Here is a 17,842-nt window from a genome sequence, read left to right as displayed (position 1 = left end):
GGGTGGTGCAGGAGAGGTCGGAACGGACACGCGGACGGCTGGTCGAGGCGGGGGCGGTGCTGTTCGACCGCTGCGGCTATGCGGGGGCCACGCTCGGCGAGATCGCCGGCGCCGCGGGAGTGACGAAGGGTGCGCTCTACTTCCACTTCGCGTCCAAGGAGGAGCTGGCGCAGGCGGTGTTCCAGCGGGCCGAGCGCTCGCTGCGGGGCGCCTGCGGCGGTCTGCGGGCCACCTCCTCCCCCCTGCAGACGCTGATCGACGTGGGCTACTGGCTGGTCGACGCCCTGGGGTCGGACGCGGTGGTCCGGGCGGCGTTCCGCCTCGGCCGGGAGGGCGGCTGGCAGTCGAGGACCGCCGCGTTCGCTCCCGCCACGCCCGCCCCCGGCGCGCCGGTCGCGGGCGTGCGGGGCTTCCACGGCGTCTGGGCCGGTGTCGTCCGGGAGTTGCTGACCGGTGCCCGGCGCGCCGGCGAGCTGCGCGACCGCTCGGGCGATCCCGGCCCGGAGACCCTGGTGGTGGCGGCGGCCTGCGGGCTGGAGGTCGTCTTCGGCGACGGCTGCCCGGGCGAGGAGCGCGCCCGCCGGGTCGGCGCCCTGTGGGAGTGGCTGCTGCCCTGCCTCGTCCCCCCGGACTCCTCAAGCGCCTACCGGACCAGGCCGCTGACGTCGCTGCCGGGCTGAGCGGGCGGTTCAGGGGCGGACCGGCGGGGCCGCCTGGTGCGGCGCGCCCCGCCCCGGGCCGGTCACGCCGTGTGGAGGCGCTCCGCCAGGCCGGCGGCCGTGAAGGCGGCCACCAGGTCGTCGCGGTCCTCGGTGAAGTGGGCCCAGCTGTCGTGGTGGACGAGGACGACCCGGCGGGCGTCGAGGATCGCGGCGGCCTCGGCGGCCTGGGCGCTGTCCAGGACGATGGGCGCGCCGTCGAAGAGGGCGGCGAAGCGGGGAGCCCCGGCGAAGAGGATCGCGGTGTCCACGGGGGCGAAGCGTTCGGCGATCTCCCCGACGGCGGGGAGGGAGGCGTTGTCCCCGCTGACGTAGACGGTGGGCAGCCCGTCCCCGGTCAGGACGAAGCCGACGACCTGGCCGGTGGCGGCCTCCACCTCCTCGCGGGCCCCGGGCCCGTGGAGGGCGGGCACGCCGGTCACGGTGAGGGTGCCGCCGCCGGGGCGGTCCAGCGTGACCGACTCCCAGTCGGCCAGTCCCCGGGCCGTGCCGCCGAGGCGCAGGCCGCCGCCGGGGGTGGTGAGGGTGAGCGGGACGTCGGCGAGCAGGGCCCGGCCGGAGTGGTCGAGGTTGTCGGGGTGCTCGTCGTGGGAGAGCAGGACGACGTCGACGCGGCCGGCGTCGGCGGGGCTCCCGGAGGAGGGCGCGGTCTTGGTGAGGAGCGGGCCGCCCGGCCGCTGGTAGTCGCCCGGGCCGTCGAAGGTCGGGTCGGTGAGGAAGCGCAGGCCTCCGTACTCGAAGAGGGCGGTCGGGCCGCCGAAGAGGCGGACGGGGAACTGCTCGGCGGTCGTGTCGGAAGAAGCCATGGTGAAGCACACCTCACGGTTGAGAGCGGTTTATCCGTGAGGAAAGCTAGCCGGTTCTCACGGATGAGTGCAAGCGCTACCATGAGACTCATGACGGACGCCGCGGACACCGCCACTGACGAGACCGCCGTGCCACCCGCGCCGGGCGAGCAGCGGTACCCCTCGCTGGCCCTGGTCAACAGCGCCGTCACGCTGCCCGGCGGACACGTCGTCGACAGCCTCGGCACGCCGGCCGCCGCCGGCCGGTGGCTCCTGGAGCACGGCCTCGCCCCGGCCGACGCGGGCCTTCAGGAGATGTGCACGGCGCAGGTGCGCTCGATGCGCGAACAGGTCAGGACGCTGTTCGCCGCCCGCGTCGCGGAGCTGCCCGCACCCTCCTCCGCCCTGGCCGCCGTCAACGACGCCCTGACCCGCCTGCCCACGGCCCGGCTGCTGCGGTGGGACGACGGCAGCGGCCCCTACCGCGCGGCCCCCCACCCCACCACCGAGATCGTCGACCACGCCCTGGCCGCCCTCGCCGCCGATGCCGCCGACCTGCTCACCGGGCCCGAAGCGGCCCGTCTCACCGCCTGCGGCTCCACCCCGTGCACCCGGTACCTCCTCCGGCACGGCCGGCGCCACTGGTGCTCCACCCGCTGCGGCGACCGCGCCCGCGCGGCCCGCGCCTACGCCCGGCGCACCCGGCCCCAGCCCGACTGACCGGGCCGGCGCCCTCGACCGGCGCCCTCGCCGACGGCCCTGGTCGACACCCCTGGCCGGTGCGGGCCGCACCCCCCGGGCCCGGTCCGTGCGAGCCGCGTTCGAACGGGCCGAATGTCAGTGCGGCTCGCCATGATGGCGGTATGAAGGACGCAGCCACCCTGGCCCCTCCCGCCGCCCTGGCCTCCCCTCAGGCCTACGCCGACGCCGTCGCCGCCGCCGTACGGGCCGCCGCCGCGTACTACGCCGACGGCTCCGCCCCGCTCGGCGACGACGAGTACGACGCCCTGGTGCGGGCGATCGAGGCCTATGAGCACGAGCACCCGGACGAGGCGCTGCCCGAGTCGCCCACCGGCAAGGTGGCCGGCGGCGCGGCGGTCGGCGACGTCCCGCACAGCGCGCCGATGCTCTCCCTCGACAACGTCTTCTCGGCCGAGGAGCTGGAGTCCTGGGCGGCCGGCCTGGAGCGCCGGCTCGGCCGGCCGGTCGCCGCCTGGTGCGTCGAGCCGAAACTGGACGGCCTCGCCGTCGCCGCCCGCTACCGGGCCGGCCGGCTCACCCAGGTGCTGACCAGGGGCGACGGCCTGGCGGGGGAGGACATCATCGCCGCCGCCGACGCCGTGCTCGGCCTGCCCGCCCGGCTCGCCGAACCGGTCGACGTCGAGCTGCGCGGCGAGGTGCTGCTCACTCACGAGCAGTTCGAGCAGGCCAACGCCGTCCGCACCGCGCACGGCGCCACCCCGTTCGCCCATCCGCGCAGCGGCGCGGCCGGCACCCTGCGCGCCAAGGACCGCGCCTACCGCGTCGAACTCACCTTCTTCGCCTACGACGCCCTCGGCCTGCCCGGCCTCGACCACGCCGACCTGCTCGCCCGGCTGGCCGTCCTCGGCGCCAACACCGCCGCCAGCACCGACGCCGCGCCGCGCCGCTGCGCGACCCTCGCCGAGGCACAGCAGCGGATCGACGAGATCGCGGGCCTGCGCGCCGCGCTGCCCTTCGGGATCGACGGCGTGGTGGTGAAGGCGGACGCGGTGGCCGACCAGGAGGTGGCCGGGTCCGGCTCCCGCGCGCCGCGCTGGGCGGTGGCCCGCAAGCTGGCGGCGCAGCACAAGGTCACCCGGCTGCTCGGCGTCGAGTGGAACGTCGGTCGCACCGGGATCATCGCGCCCCGGGCCGTCCTCGAACCGGTGGTGATCGACGGCGTCACCGTCACCTACGCGACCCTGCACAACCCGGCCGACATCGGGCGCCGCGGGCTGATGATCGGCGACCAGGTGTTCGTCTACCGGGCCGGCGACGTGATCCCGCGGGTCGAGGCGCCCCTGGTCGACCAGCGCACCGGCGCCGAGCAGCCGATCGCCTTCCCCGAGGTCTGCCCGCGCTGCGGCGACGCCATCGACACCTCCGAGCAGCGTTGGCGCTGCGTGCGCGGCCGGGCCTGCCAGACGGTCGCCTCGGTGATCTACGCGGCCGGGCGCGACCAGCTCGACATCGAGGGCCTCGGCGGCACCCGCGCCGTCCAGCTGGTCGAGGCCGGGCTGGTCGGCGACCTCGCCGACCTGTTCACCCTCACCCGGGAGCAGCTGCTCACCCTGGAGCGGATGGGCGACACCAGCGCCGACAACCTGCTCGCCGCGATCGAGACCGCCCGCAGCCGCCCGCTGAACCGGGTGTTCTGCGCCCTCGGCATCCGCGGCACCGGCCGGACGATGTCCCGCCGACTCGCCGCGCACTTCGGCAGCATGGCCGCGATCCGCGCCGCCGACGCCGCGGCGCTGGCCGGCGTGGACGGCATCGGCGTCGAGAAGGCCGCCGTGATCGTCGCCGAACTCGCCGATGTGGCAACGCTGTTGGACCGACTCTTGGCGCAGGGTGTCGGCACGGCGGTGACCGAGCCGACGGCTCCCGCCGACCGGGCCGCGGACGGCGGCGCGGCGTCCGCGGGCGACACTGCGGCGGGCCCGCTGGCCGGCCAGAGCGTGGTCGTCACCGGCAGCATGACCGGAGTCCTCGCCGAGCTCTCCCGCAACGCGATGAACGAGCTGATCGAACGCGCCGGCGGCAAGGCCTCCTCGTCGGTGTCCAAGCGCACCACCCTCCTCGTCGCGGGCGAGAAGGCCGGCTCCAAGCGTGCCAAGGCGGAGGAGCTCGGAGTGCCCGTCATGACCCCGGAGGAGTTCGCCGCCCTGGTCGCCGAGCAGCTCGGCTAGGCCAGCCGGCCAGCCGGGCGGACAGCCGGACAGCCGGACAGGACCTGGGCCCGGAAGACCAGTTGATCGCCCGCGCCAAGGGTGCGGTAGGGTGGCCGACGCCGTGTACGACCGCGACTCAAGGAGGTGAGCCCCATTACCGGTATGTCCGAGCGGGTGCTCCCGGAGCGCGGCCGTGCGGGCGCGTCGCGCGCGTAGCGCGGACGCGTCGGCGCGGTGCCGGCCCTTGCGGGAGCCCTGACGGAGTCGTTCGTCCTCCTCCCGATTCCCCCAAGGGGTCATCTTGTCGGTTTTTGCCTCCGCAGCTCTCCGTTCCTCGGTCGTCGCCCGGCTGCGTGCCGCCGGTTGCGTGTTCGCCGAGGACGAGGCGCGGGTCCTGCTCGCCGCCGCCGCGACACCGGCCGACCTGGCCGTGATGGTCCGGGCCCGGGCCGAGGGCCGGCCGCTGGAACACGTCGTCGGCTGGGCCGAGTTCGCCGGGCTGCGGATCGCCGTCGACCCGGGCGTGTTCGTGCCGCGCCGCCGCAGCGAGTTCCTGGCCGCCACGGCCACCGAGCTCACCGGCCCGGGCGCCGTGGTCGTCGACCTCTGCTGCGGCAGCGGCGCCCTCGGCGCCGCCGTGGCGGCCGCCGCCGCGCACCCGGTCGAGCTCTACGCGGCGGACGTCGACCCGGTCGCCGTCCGCTGCGCCCGCCGCAACCTCACCGGGCCCGGGGCCCCGGTCTTCGAGGGCGACCTGTTCGTCGCGCTGCCCGCCGCCCTGCGCGGCCGGATCGACGTCCTGCTCGCCAACGTCCCGTACGTCCCCAGCGCCGACATCGCGCTGCTGCCGACGGAGGCCCGGCTGCACGAGGCCCGGCCGGCGCTGGACGGCGGCGCCGACGGTCTGGACGTGCTGCGCCGGGTGGCCGCCGAGGCGCCGCACTGGCTGGCCCCGGGCGGGTCGCTGCTGTTCGAGACCAGCGAACGGCAGACCCCGACGGCCCTGGCCGTCGCCCGCGCGGCCGGCCTCGACGCCGTCGACGCCTGGTGCGAGGACCTGGACGCGACGGTCGTCACCGCGACCCTGCGCTGACGGGGCCGCAGCCCGCCCCCGCCTCCCGCCTCCTGCCTCCCGGTGGCGGGAGGCGGGCCCGGCGGCCGGCTGGGCGCTCACAGCTCGCGGATCTCACGCCTGGTCAGCGCGTACCCGAACGCGCCCGTCAAACAGAGCCCGGTCGTCGCGAACACCCCCCGGCTCCCGAAGGCGTCCACCGCCGCGCCGGCCGCGATCACCGAGATCGGGAAGACTCCCAGCGCGCAGAAGGTGACGGCCGCCATGACCCGGGCCAGCAAGGCGGGCGGGGTGCTCTTCTGCACGCCGGTGACGATCAGGACGTTGGTCACCGTGCTGGCGCCGCCGGCCAGGCAGAGCAGCAGTACGGCGCCGACAAGGCCGGTGAACGGCACCAGCCCGATCGCCGCACCCATCACCAGACCGGAGAGCATCGCCGTGCGGCCCCGCGAGCGCACCTCGGTGAGGCCGGCCGCGAACAGGCCGCCGACCAGCGCACCGCCGGTGAACGCGGCCAGCAGCAGGCCCAGCCCGACGGCACCGGCGCCGAAGCCGTGGGTGGCCAGGGTCGGCAGGGCGACACGGGTGGCGCCGCCCACCGTCAGGTTCGCGATCACCGTCACCGTCAGCACCGCGCGCAGCAACGGCGACTCCCGCAGCAGGCCACGGAAGTTCTTCGGTACGGAGGCACGTTCGGAGATCGGGCTGGCGGGTGCGACGAGGCTGCCGCGACCGATGAGCAACAGCGTGGCCGCCGACACGGCGAAGGTGGCCGCGTCCAGGCCCAGTGCGGCGGCCGGGCTGAGCCAGGCGACCAGCGGGCCGGCCAGCGCCGGACCGAGCAGACCGGCGCCGAAGGTGACCGTACTGTTCAGTGCGTTGCCCGCGTGCAGGTCCTCGGAGGGCAGCAGGGTCGGGGTGATCGCCCAGGCGGCCGGCAGGAACACCCCTGCTCCGAGGCCGACCAGCAGCGCGAGCCCGCCGATCAGCCAGAAGTTCGCCGCCCCGCCGGCGGCGATCGCGCACAGCCCGGCGGTGGCGAGCAGCCGGCCGAGGTCGGCGGCCAGCATCACCCGGCGGGCGCCGAACCGGTCGGCGAGCATCCCGCCGAGCGGGGTGGCGGCCAGCCGTCCCGCGCCGTAGGCGGCGACCACCAGACTCAGCTGGCGGGCGCCTCCGGCGAGGGAGTAGACCAGCAGCGGCAGGGCGACCACCTGGAACGCGTTGCCGAACTCCGAGGTGCCCTGCCCGATCACCAGCAGCCGGAAGCCCCGCGCACGCAGGGGTGCGACGCTGATCCGGGGGCGGAACCGCAACAGCCCCGCCGCGCCGCCTGCTCGCGCGCCGCCCGTCCCCGTACTGCCCGTCCCCGTGCTGCCTGTCCCCGTGCCGCCCGTCCCTGTGCTGCCCGTCCCCGCGTTGTCCGTCCCCGTATCGCTTGCTCCCGCGCCGCTAGCCATCGAGCGAGACCGGCAGCGACTCCAGGCCGCGCAGCATGATCGTGTTGCGCCAGGGCAGGGTCTCCTCCGCGGCGGCCAGCTCGATCCGCGTGAAGCGCTCCAGCAGGCCGGTCAGCGCGACCTCGCTCTCCAGCTTGCCGAGGAAGGAGCCGAGGCACCGGTGCAGGCCCTGCCCGAAGGCCAGGTGGCCCGGATCGCCCCGGTCCAGGATCAGCCGGTCGGGATCGGTGAATCGGGCCGGGTCCCGGTTGGCCGCGCCGAGCGAGAGCAGCACCAGCTCGTCCGCCGGGATCTCCACGTCGTCGACCATCACGTCGGCGTTCGTGAACCGCAGCGTGGCCATGCTCACCGGAGACTCGTAGCGGAGGAACTCGTCGATCGCGACCGGCATCGCCGCCGGGTTGGCGCGCAACCAGGCGAGCTGGTCGGGGTGGTGGAGCAGCGCCAGGGTGGCGGTGCCGAGCAGGTTGACGGTGGTCTCGTGGCCGCCGATCAGCAGCAGGAAGACCATCGAGAACACCTCCCGCTCGGTGAGTTCACCGGCGTCACAGGCCTGGACCAGGTCGGTCAGGATGTCCGCGCTCGGCGACGCCCGCCGGGCCGTCATCAACTCGCGCAGGTAGTCGTTCAGTTCGGCGGTGGCCTGGTCGAAGGTCATGTCGCCGCCCTGGGTGAGGATCGCCGTCGACCAGGTGCGGAAGGCCTGCATGTCCTCCGGTGGGAAGCCCAGCAGCTCACAGATGATCATGATCGGCAGCGGGAAGGCGAAGTCCGTCACCAGGTCGGCGGTCTCCCGCCCGCGCAGCCCGTCCAGCAGGCCGCCGGCGATGCGCTCGACCAGCGGTCGCATCAGATCGACCCGCCGGCGGGTGAAGACGCCCTGGATCAGCCGGCGCAGCCGGGTGTGGTCCGGCGGGTCGCTGTTGAGCATGTGGACCACCTCCGAACCGAGCGTCAGGCCGGAGCCCCGCCCGCTCGCGATGGCCTGGCTGCGGCGGACGTCCTGCCCGAAGCGCGGGTCCATCAGCGCGGCCCGGACGTCCTGGTGGCGCGTCACCAGATAGACGGGCAGGCCCTCGCCGAACTCCACGACGGAGACCGCGCCGGCCTCGCGGATCCGGGCGAGCGTGGGGTAGGGGTCGCGGATGAAGGCGGACATCCGCGCGGCGGCGTCGTCGACCGCGGTGGTCATGGATCACTCCTCGGGCTCGAACTCCGGCAACTACACGGTCAGCGACGGGAAGGGCCAGCGGCGCACCCGCATGGGCAGGAACCAGGCGCGGCCGGCCTGTTCGGCGATCAGGCCGGCCGAGGCGAAGTCCCGGTGGACGGCGTCCGGCAGCCGGCCGACCTCGACGCCGTCGGCCAGCGCCTCGACCTGCGCCAGGTGGCCCGGCTCGTCGATGGTGAACAGCTCCAGCGTCCCGAACCGGCGGTCGCGCACCTCGACGAAGCCGGGGCCGCGCCGGAAGACGCACTTGCTCGGGTAGTACGTGGCGCGCCAGTCGGCGACGACGTCCTCGGGGCCGCCGGTCAACTGCTCGGGCGGGTAGAGGTGGTGGAACCGGCGCTGTGCCGCGCAGCCGTCCGTGCAGTCGGCCTGCCAGAGCACGGCCAGCCCCTGCCCGGTCGCCTCGCGCAGCAGCATCAGCGCCCGCGCGGAGGCCGCCGGCGCGTCCGCGCAGAGCCGCACCGGCTCGGTGAGCCGCAGGCAGCGGACCCCGGCGCGGTGCAGTTCGGTGACCTCCGCCTCCGCCGGGCCGGACAGGGTGCGGTGGCCGAGCGCGAAGCCCGGCAACTCCCGGGCGTCGGGGTCGTAGTCGAGCCAGAGCTCGACCTCCGGGCCGGCCGCGCGCCAGGAGGCGGCATCGGTCCTTCCCACAACAGCCTTTCCCGCAACAGTCCTTCCCACAACGGTCCTTTCCGCAACGGTCCTTCCGGGGTCGGCCCTTCCGGTATCGGTCCGTTCAGCCGATCGTGACGGCATCGAGCACCTCCTCGGCACGAGGGCGGGCGGCGGCGGGGCCGTGCCGGTGCTGCATCCGCATCAGCACCTGGTTGTCGGACTCGACGGCGACCTGGAGGAAACCGTCCCCGTCGTGGAACAGCAGGCCCAGCGCGGTGAAGCGCTCCAGCACCGGCTCGACCGCCGCCGCGCCGCCGGGCAGCTTGGCGGCCAGCGCGGCGGTCGAGCGGGGCTGGTTCAGCAGCCGGAAGGCGGCGAGCTCCACCGGATCGGTCAGCTCGACCACCCGCCAGTCGTACCCGGGGCGGGTGTTGACGAGCGCGATCCGCCCGCCCGCGTCCCGGTAGCTGAGCCGGCTGTCGGGGAACCGCGCGATCCAGGTGCCCACCGCCGCGCTCAACCGTTCCGCCAGGTCGCCGCCGATCCCGCGCGGCGGTGCGCTGAACACGTAGGCCAGCTCGGCCAGTTCGCTCTCCGGCAGACGGTAGGTCGCGCCGTACTGGAAGGCCGGTCGGGTGATCGCGAAGCCCAGCTCGGGGCGGTCGAAGTACGGGCTGAACCGCTCGATCGCGATCCGGCCCGCTCCGGTCGGCGGGTCCAGGTGGTGCAGTACGGGCAGTTGGCGGATCACCGACTCGTAGTCGGCCGGCTGCTCGCCCGGGAAGCCGTAGAGGTAGTTCCAACTCACCGACACTCCGGCGCTCTGCGCGTCCCGCAGCGCGCGGACGTTCTGGCAGCCCGTCACCCCCTTGTCCATGATCCGCAGGACCCGGGTGCTCAGGCTCTCGATGCCGGGCTGCACCTGGGCCGCGCCCGAGTCGCCGAGGAGTTGGAACTGGTGGCGGCGCAGGTTGGCCTTGATCTCGAAGTGCAGCCGCAGATCCACCGGGAGCTCGGCGAGCGACTTCAGGACGGTGTCGAAGTAGCCCATGTCCAGGATGTTGTCGACCACGTAGACGTCCAGCAGCTGGTGGCGTTCGGCGAGCGCGAGCACCTCGGCGAGGAAGTCGGCCGGCGGCTTGGAGCGGAACTCCATCGAGGAGCCGTTGAGCCCGCAGAAGGTGCAGTGGTGCTTCTCGCCCCACCAGCAGCCCCGGGAGCCTTCGACGACCAGCTTGGGATCGACCCAGCCGGCCGCGACGGAGGCGTCGAGCCGCTCGTAGAAGCCGTCGTAGCGGGGCGCCAGGATCGCCGCGGGCGGCAGCGGACGCCTCGTCATCTCGTTGGCCGTCGACTTCCCGGAGCCGTCCCGCCAGCACAGCCCGGGGACGGCGGAGAGGTCGCCGCCTTCCAGGAGTGCCGGGAAGGCGGCCTCGCCCTCGCCGCGCACCACGTAGTCCAGGAAGGGGAAGTTGCGGTGCAGCGCGGCGCCCTGCGGACCGTCGCAGTTCGCGCCGCCGAACACCGTGCGCACCTGCGGGCACCGCTGCTTGAGCAGCCTCGCGGCGGCGAGGCTCGCCGTGTTCTGCTGGAAGGTGGTGGTGAAGCCGACCAGGTCCGGTGGGTCGGCGGCGAGTTCGTCGACCAGTCGGGCGATGAACGCGGGGGCGATCGCGCGGGTGGCCCGGGTCAGTGCGATCTCCTGCTCGCTCGCACCGCTGGTGGCCAGGTACTCGAAGTAGGCCGCGAAATCGCCGTCGCTGTCGTCGACTTCGCCGTCGACGTGGGCGTCGATGCCGGGGGCCGGGCCGTCGTCGCCGTACAGTGCACCGGCGAACGCCCAGTCGCCCGCGCCCTGGAAGTAGGACTTCTCGGAGAAGTACTGGTAGTCGTCCACGCCGAAACCCGCGGTCTCGGCGGCCCAGTCCACGAAGTCCAGGTTGGCGTACCGCACTTCGACCTGGTGGTCGGCGCGTGCGGCGGCGGTGTGCATGATCCCGAGCGCCAGCGACGGCACGTCGATCGCGCCCCAGGGCATGTGCAGCAGGACGATACGCATGGTGGCCACTTCTGTTGATCGCCGGCGGTCGATGAGGTGTCGCTCCGGGGCACCGCAGGCGCCCCGGAGCGACGGAGAATCACTTGCCCTTGGTCTCCGGCTTCGGCTTCGGCTGCCCCTTGAGGGCAGGCGCGACCACCGCGGCCTTGGTGATGTCGAGTGCGAAGGCCTGGACCACCACGGCGCCCCGGTCACGCTCCGGGGTGCTGATCGGGTCGTTCTGAATGCTGCGTCGCTTCATGGATGTTCACCTCCTTCCACCAGTTCGGCGGGTACCCCGGGGCGGTCGCCCCGGGGTGGCAGGGGGAGCGGTGCCGGCCAGGCGTGCTCGGCGAACCGGACCATCGTGGCCAGCACCGATCGGTGGTCGGCGGTCCGGCGGCTGTAGTGGCCGCCGTCCACCCAGAGCAGCTCGTGCGGCACCGCCAGCCGGCGCAGGTCCGCGGCGTACCGGGCGACCTGGTCGGGTGGGCACCGCTCGTCGGTCCGCGAGGCGACCAGCAGGACGGGCGAGCGGACCTGGTGCACGTACGATCGCGGGTCGGCCGCGCGGTAGCGCTCGGGAACCTCGTCCGGGGTCCCGCCGAAGAGCTGCCGATCGAGCGCGCGCAGTGCGGGGGTGGTGGTGCGGTAGGCGGCGGGGTAGTCCGCGATCGGCTGGGCGGCCATGCCGAGTGACCACAACTCCGGCTGCGCGCCCATCGCCAGCAGGGTCAGGTAGCCGCCCCACGAGAATCCGCACAGGCCGGTGCGCTCCGCGAGCGCCGTGCCGTCGGCGACCAGCTCCGCGCGGACGGCGGCCAGGTCCTCGATCTGCGCCAGCCCGACCCGGTGGCCGTACTCGTGCTGCCAGCGGGCGCCGTAGCCGGTGGAGCCGCGGTAGTTGGTGCGCACCACCGCGTAGCCACGGCCGACCAGGGCGTTCACCCGCGGGTCGTAGGAGTCGCGGTCGTGGGTGGCGGGGCCGCCGTGGACCAGGAAGAGGGTCGGCCACGGGCCCTCGCCGACCGGGGCGCTGACGAAGCTGTGGATCCGTCCGTACGGCCGGGGCGTCCAGCGCCGGCTGCGGGAGGTGTCGCCCCGGTCCGGGTCGAGGCCCTGTCCGGGGTGGTGCGCAGCCTCCGTGCCGGGGCGCAGTACCAGCGGGCGGGGCGGTGTCGACTCGCGGCTCCAGACGCAGTGCAAGGTGCCGTCCGGAGCGCAGGACAGGTCGTGGATCGTGCCGCCCGGCGTGCTGATCTCCCGGACGGGCGGGGCTTGTTCGGCCGGTCCTTGCTGTGCGGCCCCCTGCGGCGTCACCCGCTGCCGCGTCGCCCCCTGTCCCTCCGGTGGGTCGAGGTCGGCGAGGAGCAGCCGGCTCCGCCCGGCCCGCTCGTGCTGGATCAGCACCTCGCGCGGCCCCCGGTACCAGCCGGCCGATATCTGCGAGTCGAACGACAGCCCCGGGTACCGGCGCAGTCCGGTGCCGGCCCGCCAGGTCGCGACGGTGTACCGCTCGTCCTCCTCGACCACCAGCAGCAGCTCCGGTTCGAGTCCCGCGAGCGGGTTGAACTCGATCGGCCAGAGCCGTAGTCGGCGGTTTCCGGCGATCCGCAGCGGACCGTCCGCCTGCGCGTCCGCCTGCGCGCCAGCCGGGGCGCCTGTCGGCCACAGGACCACTGAGTCGTCCCCGTCGGGCCGCCCGCCGAGGGCGAGGAGCCGACCGTCCGGCGACAGGTCGGCCAGGCTCAGGTACCCCGGCGCCGAACCGATCAGCCGGGCCTCGCCCGCGGGCGGTCCGACGTAGCAGTGCGAGGCGCCGTCGACACCGACGACCACCGCGGCGAGCGAGCCCGTCCGGTCGAAGGCGACGCCGTACGCCCGCCCGCGCGGCACGTCGTGCAGCGCCTCGCCGCCCGCGCCGCCGGCGAACGGCTCGCGCCACCACCGGCCCTCCCCGGCGTTGTCGGCGTCGAACCACCAGATGGCGTCGCCGTCCGGCTCGATCTCGCTCAGATGGACGCCCCCCGGCCGGTCGGTGACCACCCGGCGCCGACCCGTCCCCAGGTCCCAGGCCACCGCCTGCCAGCGCTCGTCGACGAGCCGCGTCTCGACCGCGCGGTCGGCCGCCAGCGCGGCGAAGCCGGGGGACTGGAACGCCTGTGTCACGGACCCGGCCCTTTCGGCTCGATGGTGGGAACAGACTGCGCTGAACGTCCCGAGGCCGGTGCACTGATGTGAAGATCCAGTGAACTGGCGTGAAGAAAAGGCCACTTGTGGAGGATTGCCGCCACTCTAGGGGGGTGCCGTGGTTGCGAACAGACCTTTCGCACAGTTGGCCGAAATGCAGCTGAGGTGAATGCGGGCCGGCGCCGGCGCCGCCGCCGACCGCGCGTTGATCACTTGTCTGCCATGGATTCCTACGGTCGGGCCTTCGGCAAGTTCCGCACCGTTCAGAAGGATTCCCATGATCGACCAAGCCGCGTCGTCGCGCGGTGCCACAACCATCGGCCTGTTCGTCGCCCTGGTGGCGGTGACCCGCGTCATCGCCGCAACGGTGCCGCTGCGCGCGCTCACCGGGGTGGGGCGGTAGACCGTGGAACCGCGCTCCAACCTCGACGAGTTCCTCTCCGACCTCGCGCGCTACGCCGCCGCGGACGTGCTGACCGCGCAGCTCACCGCGGACACCCTGCGCAAGTACCTGCGGTCCGGGCTGATCGTGCCCGACGACCTGTGCGCCGGTGACACCGACGGCTACTCGCAGCGGTTGCTGCACGCTGGACGGACGCACTCCGTGGTGGCCCTGACCTGGCTGCCCGGGCAGTCCACCCCGATCCACGACCATGTCGCCTGGTGCGTGTCAGGTGTGGTGGAGGGCGTCGAGGTGGACGAGGCGTTCCGGCTGTGGCGGCCCTCCAGGACCGGCCGCCGGGTGCTGGTGCCGTCCGGCCGGACCACCTGCTCTCCCGGCCGGGTGCAGCTCCTGGTGCCGCCCGACGAGGACATCCACCGGGTGTCGAACGGCGGCACCGGTCGTGCGGTCTCCCTGCACGTCTACGGCGCCGACATCGCGCTGAACGGGGGCAGCTCGATCAACCGGGTCTTCGGGAACGAGGTCGTGGACCTCCCGCCGGACGGTGCCCGCCTGGTGAGCTGGCGGAGCCCGGAGAGCCTGGCCCGGTGACCGCCCAGTAGCGAACCGGCGGGCCGTCCGATCCGGACGGCCCGCCGGCCGCGCCCGGGCCCCGGCCCGGTCGACCGGGCGGGGCCGTACGGCCTGACGTCGGCTTCTGTTGCGGCCGACCGGGCCGTACCTCGCGATTGGTCCAGACCTATTGACGAGCCGCGCCGCCCCTCCTACGATCCGGTCCGGCACAGCCCCACATGTCCCCACCTCACCCACAGCCGGGCGTCGCGCCCCCCACGCGTCGGTCATGTCCATGACGTTCGGCGGGAAGGGAGCGCAGCATGTTCCGTCGAAGGTCGCGTACTCCACGTCCGTCGGGCGATGTCCGCCCCTGTCCGGACCCCGGCCGCCCCGAAGGCGACCGGGCCGGGAGCGAGCCGCTCCGGACCCCTCGCCCGCAGCCGCGGGCGGGCGTGGAACGCGCAGCGCAGGCGAACCGGACCAGCCGTGCCCAGCACGGGCCGAGCGTCCTGCGGCGCTCCCTCGCCGGGGTGAGCGCCGTCGCCGTCATCGGTGCCGGCATCGCCGCGGCCGGCTCCGTCACGGCCGGGGCCGCCACCCCCAACCTGGTGGCCAACCCCGGCTTCGAGAGCGGACTCTCCGGCTGGACCTGCTCCGGCGGCTCCGGCGCGGTCGTCAGCAGTCCGGTCCACTCCGGCGCCGCCGCGCTCAAGGCCACGCCGACCGGCCCGGACAGCGCCCAGTGCAGCCAGACCGTCAGCGTGCAGCCCAACTCCCAGTACACGCTGAGCGCCTACGTCCAGGGCAGCTACGTCTACCTGGGCGCCACCGGCACCGGCGCCGGCAGCGACCCGTCCACCTGGACGCCGAGCAGCGCGGCGTACAGCCAGCTCAGCGTCGGCTTCACCACGGGGCCGAACACCACCTCGGTGACCGTCTACCTGCACGGCTGGTACGGGCAGCCCGCGTACTACGCGGACGACGTGTCGCTCACCGGCCCCGGCGGCAGCAGCCCCACGCCGACGACCCCGCCGCCCACCACGCCGCCGCCGACCACGCCGCCTCCGACGACTCCGCCGCCCACCACCCCGCCGCCCACCACCCCGGCGCCGGGTGACACGTGTCCCACGAAGCCCAAGCCGTCGGGCAAGGTCCTCCAGGGGTACTGGGAGAACTGGGACGGCGCCGCGAACGGTGTCCACCCCGGCATGGGCTGGGTCCCCATCACGGACAGCCGGATCGCCGCACACGGCTACAACGTCATCAACGCCGCCTTCCCGGTGATCCTCTCGGACGGCACCGTCCAGTGGCAGGACGGCATGGACACCAACGTCAAGGTCTCGACCCCCGCCGAGATGTGCCAGGCCAAGGCGGCCGGGGCGACGATCCTGATGTCGATCGGCGGTGCCGCCGCGGGCATCGACCTGAGCTCCAGCACCGTCGCCGACCGGTTCGTGGCGACCGTCGTCCCGATCCTCAAGAAGTACAACTTCGACGGGATCGACATCGACATCGAGACCGGCCTGTCCGGAAGCGGCAGCATCGGCACGCTGTCCGCCTCCCAGGCCAACCTGATGCGCATCATCGACGGCGTGCTGGCGCAGATGCCCGCGGGCTTCGGCCTGACGATGGCCCCCGAAACCGCGTACGTGACCGGCGGGAGCGTCACCTACGGCTCGATCTGGGGCGCCTACCTGCCGATCGTCAAGAAGTACGCCGACAACGGGCAACTGTGGTGGCTGAACATGCAGTACTACAACGGCAGCATGTACGGCTGCTCCGGCGACTCCTACCAGGCCGGTACCGTGCAGGGCTTCACCGCGCAGACCACCTGCCTGAACAACGGCCTGACCATCCAGGGCACCACCGTCAAGGTGCCCTACGACAAGCAGGTGCCCGGCCTGCCGGCCCAGCCCGGCGCGGGCGGCGGCTACATGGACCCGGGCCTGGTCGGCCAGTCGTGGAACGCGTTCGGCGGTTCGCTGAAGGGGCTCATGACGTGGTCGCTCAACTGGGACGGCTCGAAGGGCTGGAGCTTCGGCGACAACGTGAAGTCCCTCCAGGGTCGTTGATCACCCGCTGACGTCCCGCTGACGTCCCGCCGGCTTCCCGTGCACCGGTGCACGGGAAGCCGGCGGGACGTCGGGCGTTGCCCGGTCGGGGTGTGCCCGGTAGCGCCGGGCTCAGTAGCGCTGGGCCTTCACCACGACCGGGACCAGGGCCAGGTCGGCGGGCTGGCGGCTGAAGGCGATCGGACTGGCCTTCCCGCCCGGGGCCAGGTTCTCGGCGCCGACGATCGCCGAGTCGACGGCGTGGCCCGACGCATCGGTGAAGTCCACCTGGACCGCGTAGGACGCGGCCTCGCGGGTGCTGTTGACAATGGTCACGACGGCGGCGTGGAGGCCGCCGGTGGTGGATCGCGGCACGCCGGTCAGGGTGATGTCGGAGGTGGCGTTGCCGGGGCCCTCCACGGTCTTGAGCACCTCGGTCGCCTTCGCCCGGTTCTGCGCGGCCTGCGCGTCCGCCGATGCCTCGAACGCCGAGGCGGCGGCCGCCGCCGAGGCCGAGCGCGCGGACGCCGCGGCCGAGGCCGACTCCAGCGCGGAGGCGAAGGCGGAGGGCGGCTCCCCGGAGAAGCTCGACGGGTTGGGCGCCTCCGACAGCGTCGCCCCCGCCGCGTTCGTCGGCGTCGCGGGCCCGGACGAGCTCCCGGATGAGCACGACGCCACGAGGAGGACGGCCGTTCCTGCCGCCGCGGCCAGGGCGCCCACTCTTCGCGGCAGCCGGGGGCCGCCGCCCTGGCTGGTGTACAGCGTACGCATCACGCACAACCCTCCGGTCATCCCGTCATCCGCTCGGCCGTCGGTGGGCACGTGCAAGCCCGCAGCCGCCCGGTTCGTGCTCTCCATGCTTTGTTCTGCACGCCCGGACCACGAGCGGTGCTGGGCCGTCCGGACGGCACGGAGCGATTCCAGCGGTCGGCGGCGGCCGGGCGACCCGCCGGGCCCGCGCCTGTCGGCACCAGCAGCAGCCGCCCGGGGGAGGCCGGCGCGAGGGCCGGGCGCAGCCGCAGCGCGAGCGGACCGCCGAGCACCGTCCCGGCGCCGGGGAAGCCGAGGAAGGGGACCGGAAGGCCGTAGGCGTTCGGGCCGAGCCGGTCCGCCCGGATGTAGCCCGGTCGGGTTGAGCGGGGAATCGGCCGGTCCCGGGGAGGGTGCGGAGCAGCGGACTTCGAAGCGCCGCCGGGAAACGGCGGAGAAGTCAGGAGAACGCGGACGAGGGCGAAATGGCGGACTGCACCGGGCAGTACGCCCAGATCATCGAAAGGGGATACCGGACCCTGCTCTACACCGGGAACTTCGACGCCGCCTGCGGGTACCGGAGCACCGAGGAGATCCTGGACGACCTCATGACACGAGAGGGCGAGCAGGCGGAGTGGCGCAACGCTCCCCGGCTGGTCTGGACGCAGGCCCAGGGGAACCCGAAGGGATTCGTCCGCCGCCACGGCAACCTGACGCAGGTCAGCGTGCCCGACTCCGGACACCAGGTGCCGGCGTACCAGCCGGAGATCTCCCGGGAACTGCTCTACAACTGGCTCTTCGAACGCCCCTTCCCCGGTTACGACCCGCAGCAGGCGCGCAAGCAGAGCGGCGACGGCGGCCTGCGCAGAGGCTGACCGCACCGTCGGGGTCGCCCCTGCCCCCGCTCCCCGCTCCCCGCTGCTCGGGGGGCGGGGAGCGGGGGGGGGGGGGGGGGGGGGGGGGGGGGGGGCCCCGGGGGGGCGGGGGGGGGGGGGGGTGGGGGCGGGGGAGGCGGGGGGGGTGGCGGGGGGGGGTTTCGCGGTCGGGAGGGGGGGTGTTGT

Annotated in this window: 16 protein-coding genes; 8 read left to right on the top strand and 8 right to left on the bottom strand. The window is 74.1% G+C overall.

The annotated features are described in order from the left end of the window. Nucleotides 1-2: 2 nt before the first annotated feature. Nucleotides 3-680 (top strand): ScbR family autoregulator-binding transcription factor, encoded by a 678-nt coding sequence (locus ACIO9K_RS12365; protein ID WP_400329037.1) that lies wholly within the window; start codon nucleotides 3-5, stop codon nucleotides 678-680. 62 nt (nucleotides 681-742) lie between these two features. On the opposite strand, the gene ACIO9K_RS12360 is transcribed toward ACIO9K_RS12365, so the two are convergent. Continuing rightward, the gene (locus tag ACIO9K_RS12360; protein WP_363625722.1) at nucleotides 743-1,525 is read right to left on the bottom strand and encodes an MBL fold metallo-hydrolase; all 783 of its coding nucleotides are present in this window, start codon (nucleotides 1,523-1,525) and stop codon (nucleotides 743-745) included. 81 nt (nucleotides 1,526-1,606) lie between these two features. Here ACIO9K_RS12360 and ACIO9K_RS12355 point away from each other — a divergent pair, with 81 nt between their 5' ends. The 3 genes from ACIO9K_RS12355 (at nucleotide 1,607) to ACIO9K_RS12345 (ending at nucleotide 5,509) form a co-directional block, all read left to right on the top strand. Next, nucleotides 1,607-2,224 (top strand): CGNR zinc finger domain-containing protein, encoded by a 618-nt coding sequence (locus ACIO9K_RS12355; protein WP_400329034.1) that lies wholly within the window; start codon nucleotides 1,607-1,609, stop codon nucleotides 2,222-2,224. A 143-nt stretch (nucleotides 2,225-2,367) separates the two neighbouring features. Beyond that, on the top strand, nucleotides 2,368-4,434 hold the full coding sequence (ligA, locus tag ACIO9K_RS12350; protein WP_400329031.1) for an NAD-dependent DNA ligase LigA: 2,067 nt from the start codon (nucleotides 2,368-2,370) through the stop codon (nucleotides 4,432-4,434). Nucleotides 4,435-4,717: 283 nt separating this feature from the next. After that, complete coding sequence (locus ACIO9K_RS12345; RefSeq protein ID WP_400329028.1) at nucleotides 4,718-5,509, top strand: putative protein N(5)-glutamine methyltransferase; 792 nt, start codon at nucleotides 4,718-4,720, stop codon at nucleotides 5,507-5,509. Between the two features lie 77 nt (nucleotides 5,510-5,586). On the opposite strand, the gene ACIO9K_RS12340 is transcribed toward ACIO9K_RS12345, so the two are convergent. From ACIO9K_RS12340 to ACIO9K_RS12315, 6 genes are all read right to left on the bottom strand, one after another. Then, the gene (locus ACIO9K_RS12340; RefSeq protein ID WP_400329026.1) at nucleotides 5,587-6,804 is read right to left on the bottom strand and encodes an MFS transporter; all 1,218 of its coding nucleotides are present in this window, start codon (nucleotides 6,802-6,804) and stop codon (nucleotides 5,587-5,589) included. 136 nt (nucleotides 6,805-6,940) lie between these two features. Then, complete coding sequence (locus tag ACIO9K_RS12335) at nucleotides 6,941-8,140, bottom strand: cytochrome P450 (protein ID WP_400329023.1); 1,200 nt, start codon at nucleotides 8,138-8,140, stop codon at nucleotides 6,941-6,943. A 30-nt stretch (nucleotides 8,141-8,170) separates the two neighbouring features. Next, nucleotides 8,171-8,830 carry a DUF5825 family protein gene (locus ACIO9K_RS12330; RefSeq protein ID WP_400329020.1) on the bottom strand — a complete coding sequence of 220 codons (660 nt, stop codon included), beginning with the start codon at nucleotides 8,828-8,830 and terminating at the stop codon, nucleotides 8,171-8,173. A gap of 85 nt (nucleotides 8,831-8,915) precedes the next feature. Next, on the bottom strand, nucleotides 8,916-10,853 hold the full coding sequence (locus ACIO9K_RS12325) for a RiPP maturation radical SAM C-methyltransferase (protein WP_400329017.1): 1,938 nt from the start codon (nucleotides 10,851-10,853) through the stop codon (nucleotides 8,916-8,918). A gap of 79 nt (nucleotides 10,854-10,932) precedes the next feature. Beyond that, the gene (locus ACIO9K_RS12320) at nucleotides 10,933-11,094 is read right to left on the bottom strand and encodes a hypothetical protein (protein ID WP_363586260.1); all 162 of its coding nucleotides are present in this window, start codon (nucleotides 11,092-11,094) and stop codon (nucleotides 10,933-10,935) included. Continuing rightward, on the bottom strand, nucleotides 11,091-13,001 hold the full coding sequence (locus ACIO9K_RS12315) for an alpha/beta hydrolase family protein (protein WP_400329013.1): 1,911 nt from the start codon (nucleotides 12,999-13,001) through the stop codon (nucleotides 11,091-11,093). The genes ACIO9K_RS12320 and ACIO9K_RS12315 overlap by 4 nt, the downstream gene beginning before the upstream one ends. Nucleotides 13,002-13,299: 298 nt before the next feature. Between ACIO9K_RS12315 and ACIO9K_RS12310 the strand changes: the two genes are divergently transcribed. From ACIO9K_RS12310 to ACIO9K_RS12300, 3 genes are all read left to right on the top strand, one after another. Further along, nucleotides 13,300-13,425 (top strand): hypothetical protein, encoded by a 126-nt coding sequence (locus ACIO9K_RS12310; protein WP_400329010.1) that lies wholly within the window; start codon nucleotides 13,300-13,302, stop codon nucleotides 13,423-13,425. A 3-nt stretch (nucleotides 13,426-13,428) separates the two neighbouring features. Next, entirely contained in the window at nucleotides 13,429-14,016 is a 588-nt protein-coding gene (locus tag ACIO9K_RS12305) for a cysteine dioxygenase family protein (protein WP_363625740.1), read from the top strand. Between the two features lie 416 nt (nucleotides 14,017-14,432). Next, on the top strand, nucleotides 14,433-16,052 hold the full coding sequence (locus ACIO9K_RS12300; RefSeq protein WP_400329006.1) for a carbohydrate binding domain-containing protein: 1,620 nt from the start codon (nucleotides 14,433-14,435) through the stop codon (nucleotides 16,050-16,052). A 111-nt stretch (nucleotides 16,053-16,163) separates the two neighbouring features. On the opposite strand, the gene ACIO9K_RS12295 is transcribed toward ACIO9K_RS12300, so the two are convergent. Beyond that, nucleotides 16,164-16,802 carry a hypothetical protein gene (locus ACIO9K_RS12295; RefSeq protein ID WP_363586265.1) on the bottom strand — a complete coding sequence of 213 codons (639 nt, stop codon included), beginning with the start codon at nucleotides 16,800-16,802 and terminating at the stop codon, nucleotides 16,164-16,166. A gap of 464 nt (nucleotides 16,803-17,266) precedes the next feature. On the opposite strand from ACIO9K_RS12295, the gene ACIO9K_RS12290 reads away from it, so the two are divergent. Next, nucleotides 17,267-17,656: a hypothetical protein gene (locus ACIO9K_RS12290; protein ID WP_400329003.1), complete on the top strand. Its 390-nt coding sequence runs from the start codon at nucleotides 17,267-17,269 to the stop codon at nucleotides 17,654-17,656. Nucleotides 17,657-17,842 lie beyond the last annotated feature (186 nt).

The sequence above is a fragment of the Kitasatospora sp. NPDC087271 genome, assembly GCF_044744605.1.
In the GTDB taxonomy this organism is placed as follows: Bacteria; Actinomycetota; Actinomycetes; order Streptomycetales; family Streptomycetaceae; genus Kitasatospora.
Note: the sequence above shows the minus strand (reverse complement) of the source record. Positions and strands in the feature narration are given on the sequence as shown.

Coding starts and splice junctions, on each gene's coding strand:
- ACIO9K_RS12360 (WP_363625722.1), bottom strand. CDS start 1,525: ATGGCTTCTTCCGACACGACCGCCGAGCAGTTCCCCGTCCGCCTCTTC.
- ACIO9K_RS12355 (WP_400329034.1), top strand. CDS start 1,607: ATGAGACTCATGACGGACGCCGCGGACACCGCCACTGACGAGACCGCC.
- ligA (WP_400329031.1), top strand. CDS start 2,368: ATGAAGGACGCAGCCACCCTGGCCCCTCCCGCCGCCCTGGCCTCCCCT.
- ACIO9K_RS12335 (WP_400329023.1), bottom strand. CDS start 8,140: ATGACCACCGCGGTCGACGACGCCGCCGCGCGGATGTCCGCCTTCATC.
- ACIO9K_RS12325 (WP_400329017.1), bottom strand. CDS start 10,853: ATGCGTATCGTCCTGCTGCACATGCCCTGGGGCGCGATCGACGTGCCG.
- ACIO9K_RS12320 (WP_363586260.1), bottom strand. CDS start 11,094: ATGAAGCGACGCAGCATTCAGAACGACCCGATCAGCACCCCGGAGCGT.
- ACIO9K_RS12310 (WP_400329010.1), top strand. CDS start 13,300: ATGATCGACCAAGCCGCGTCGTCGCGCGGTGCCACAACCATCGGCCTG.
- ACIO9K_RS12295 (WP_363586265.1), bottom strand. CDS start 16,802: ATGCGTACGCTGTACACCAGCCAGGGCGGCGGCCCCCGGCTGCCGCGA.
- ACIO9K_RS12290 (WP_400329003.1), top strand. CDS start 17,267: ATGGCGGACTGCACCGGGCAGTACGCCCAGATCATCGAAAGGGGATAC.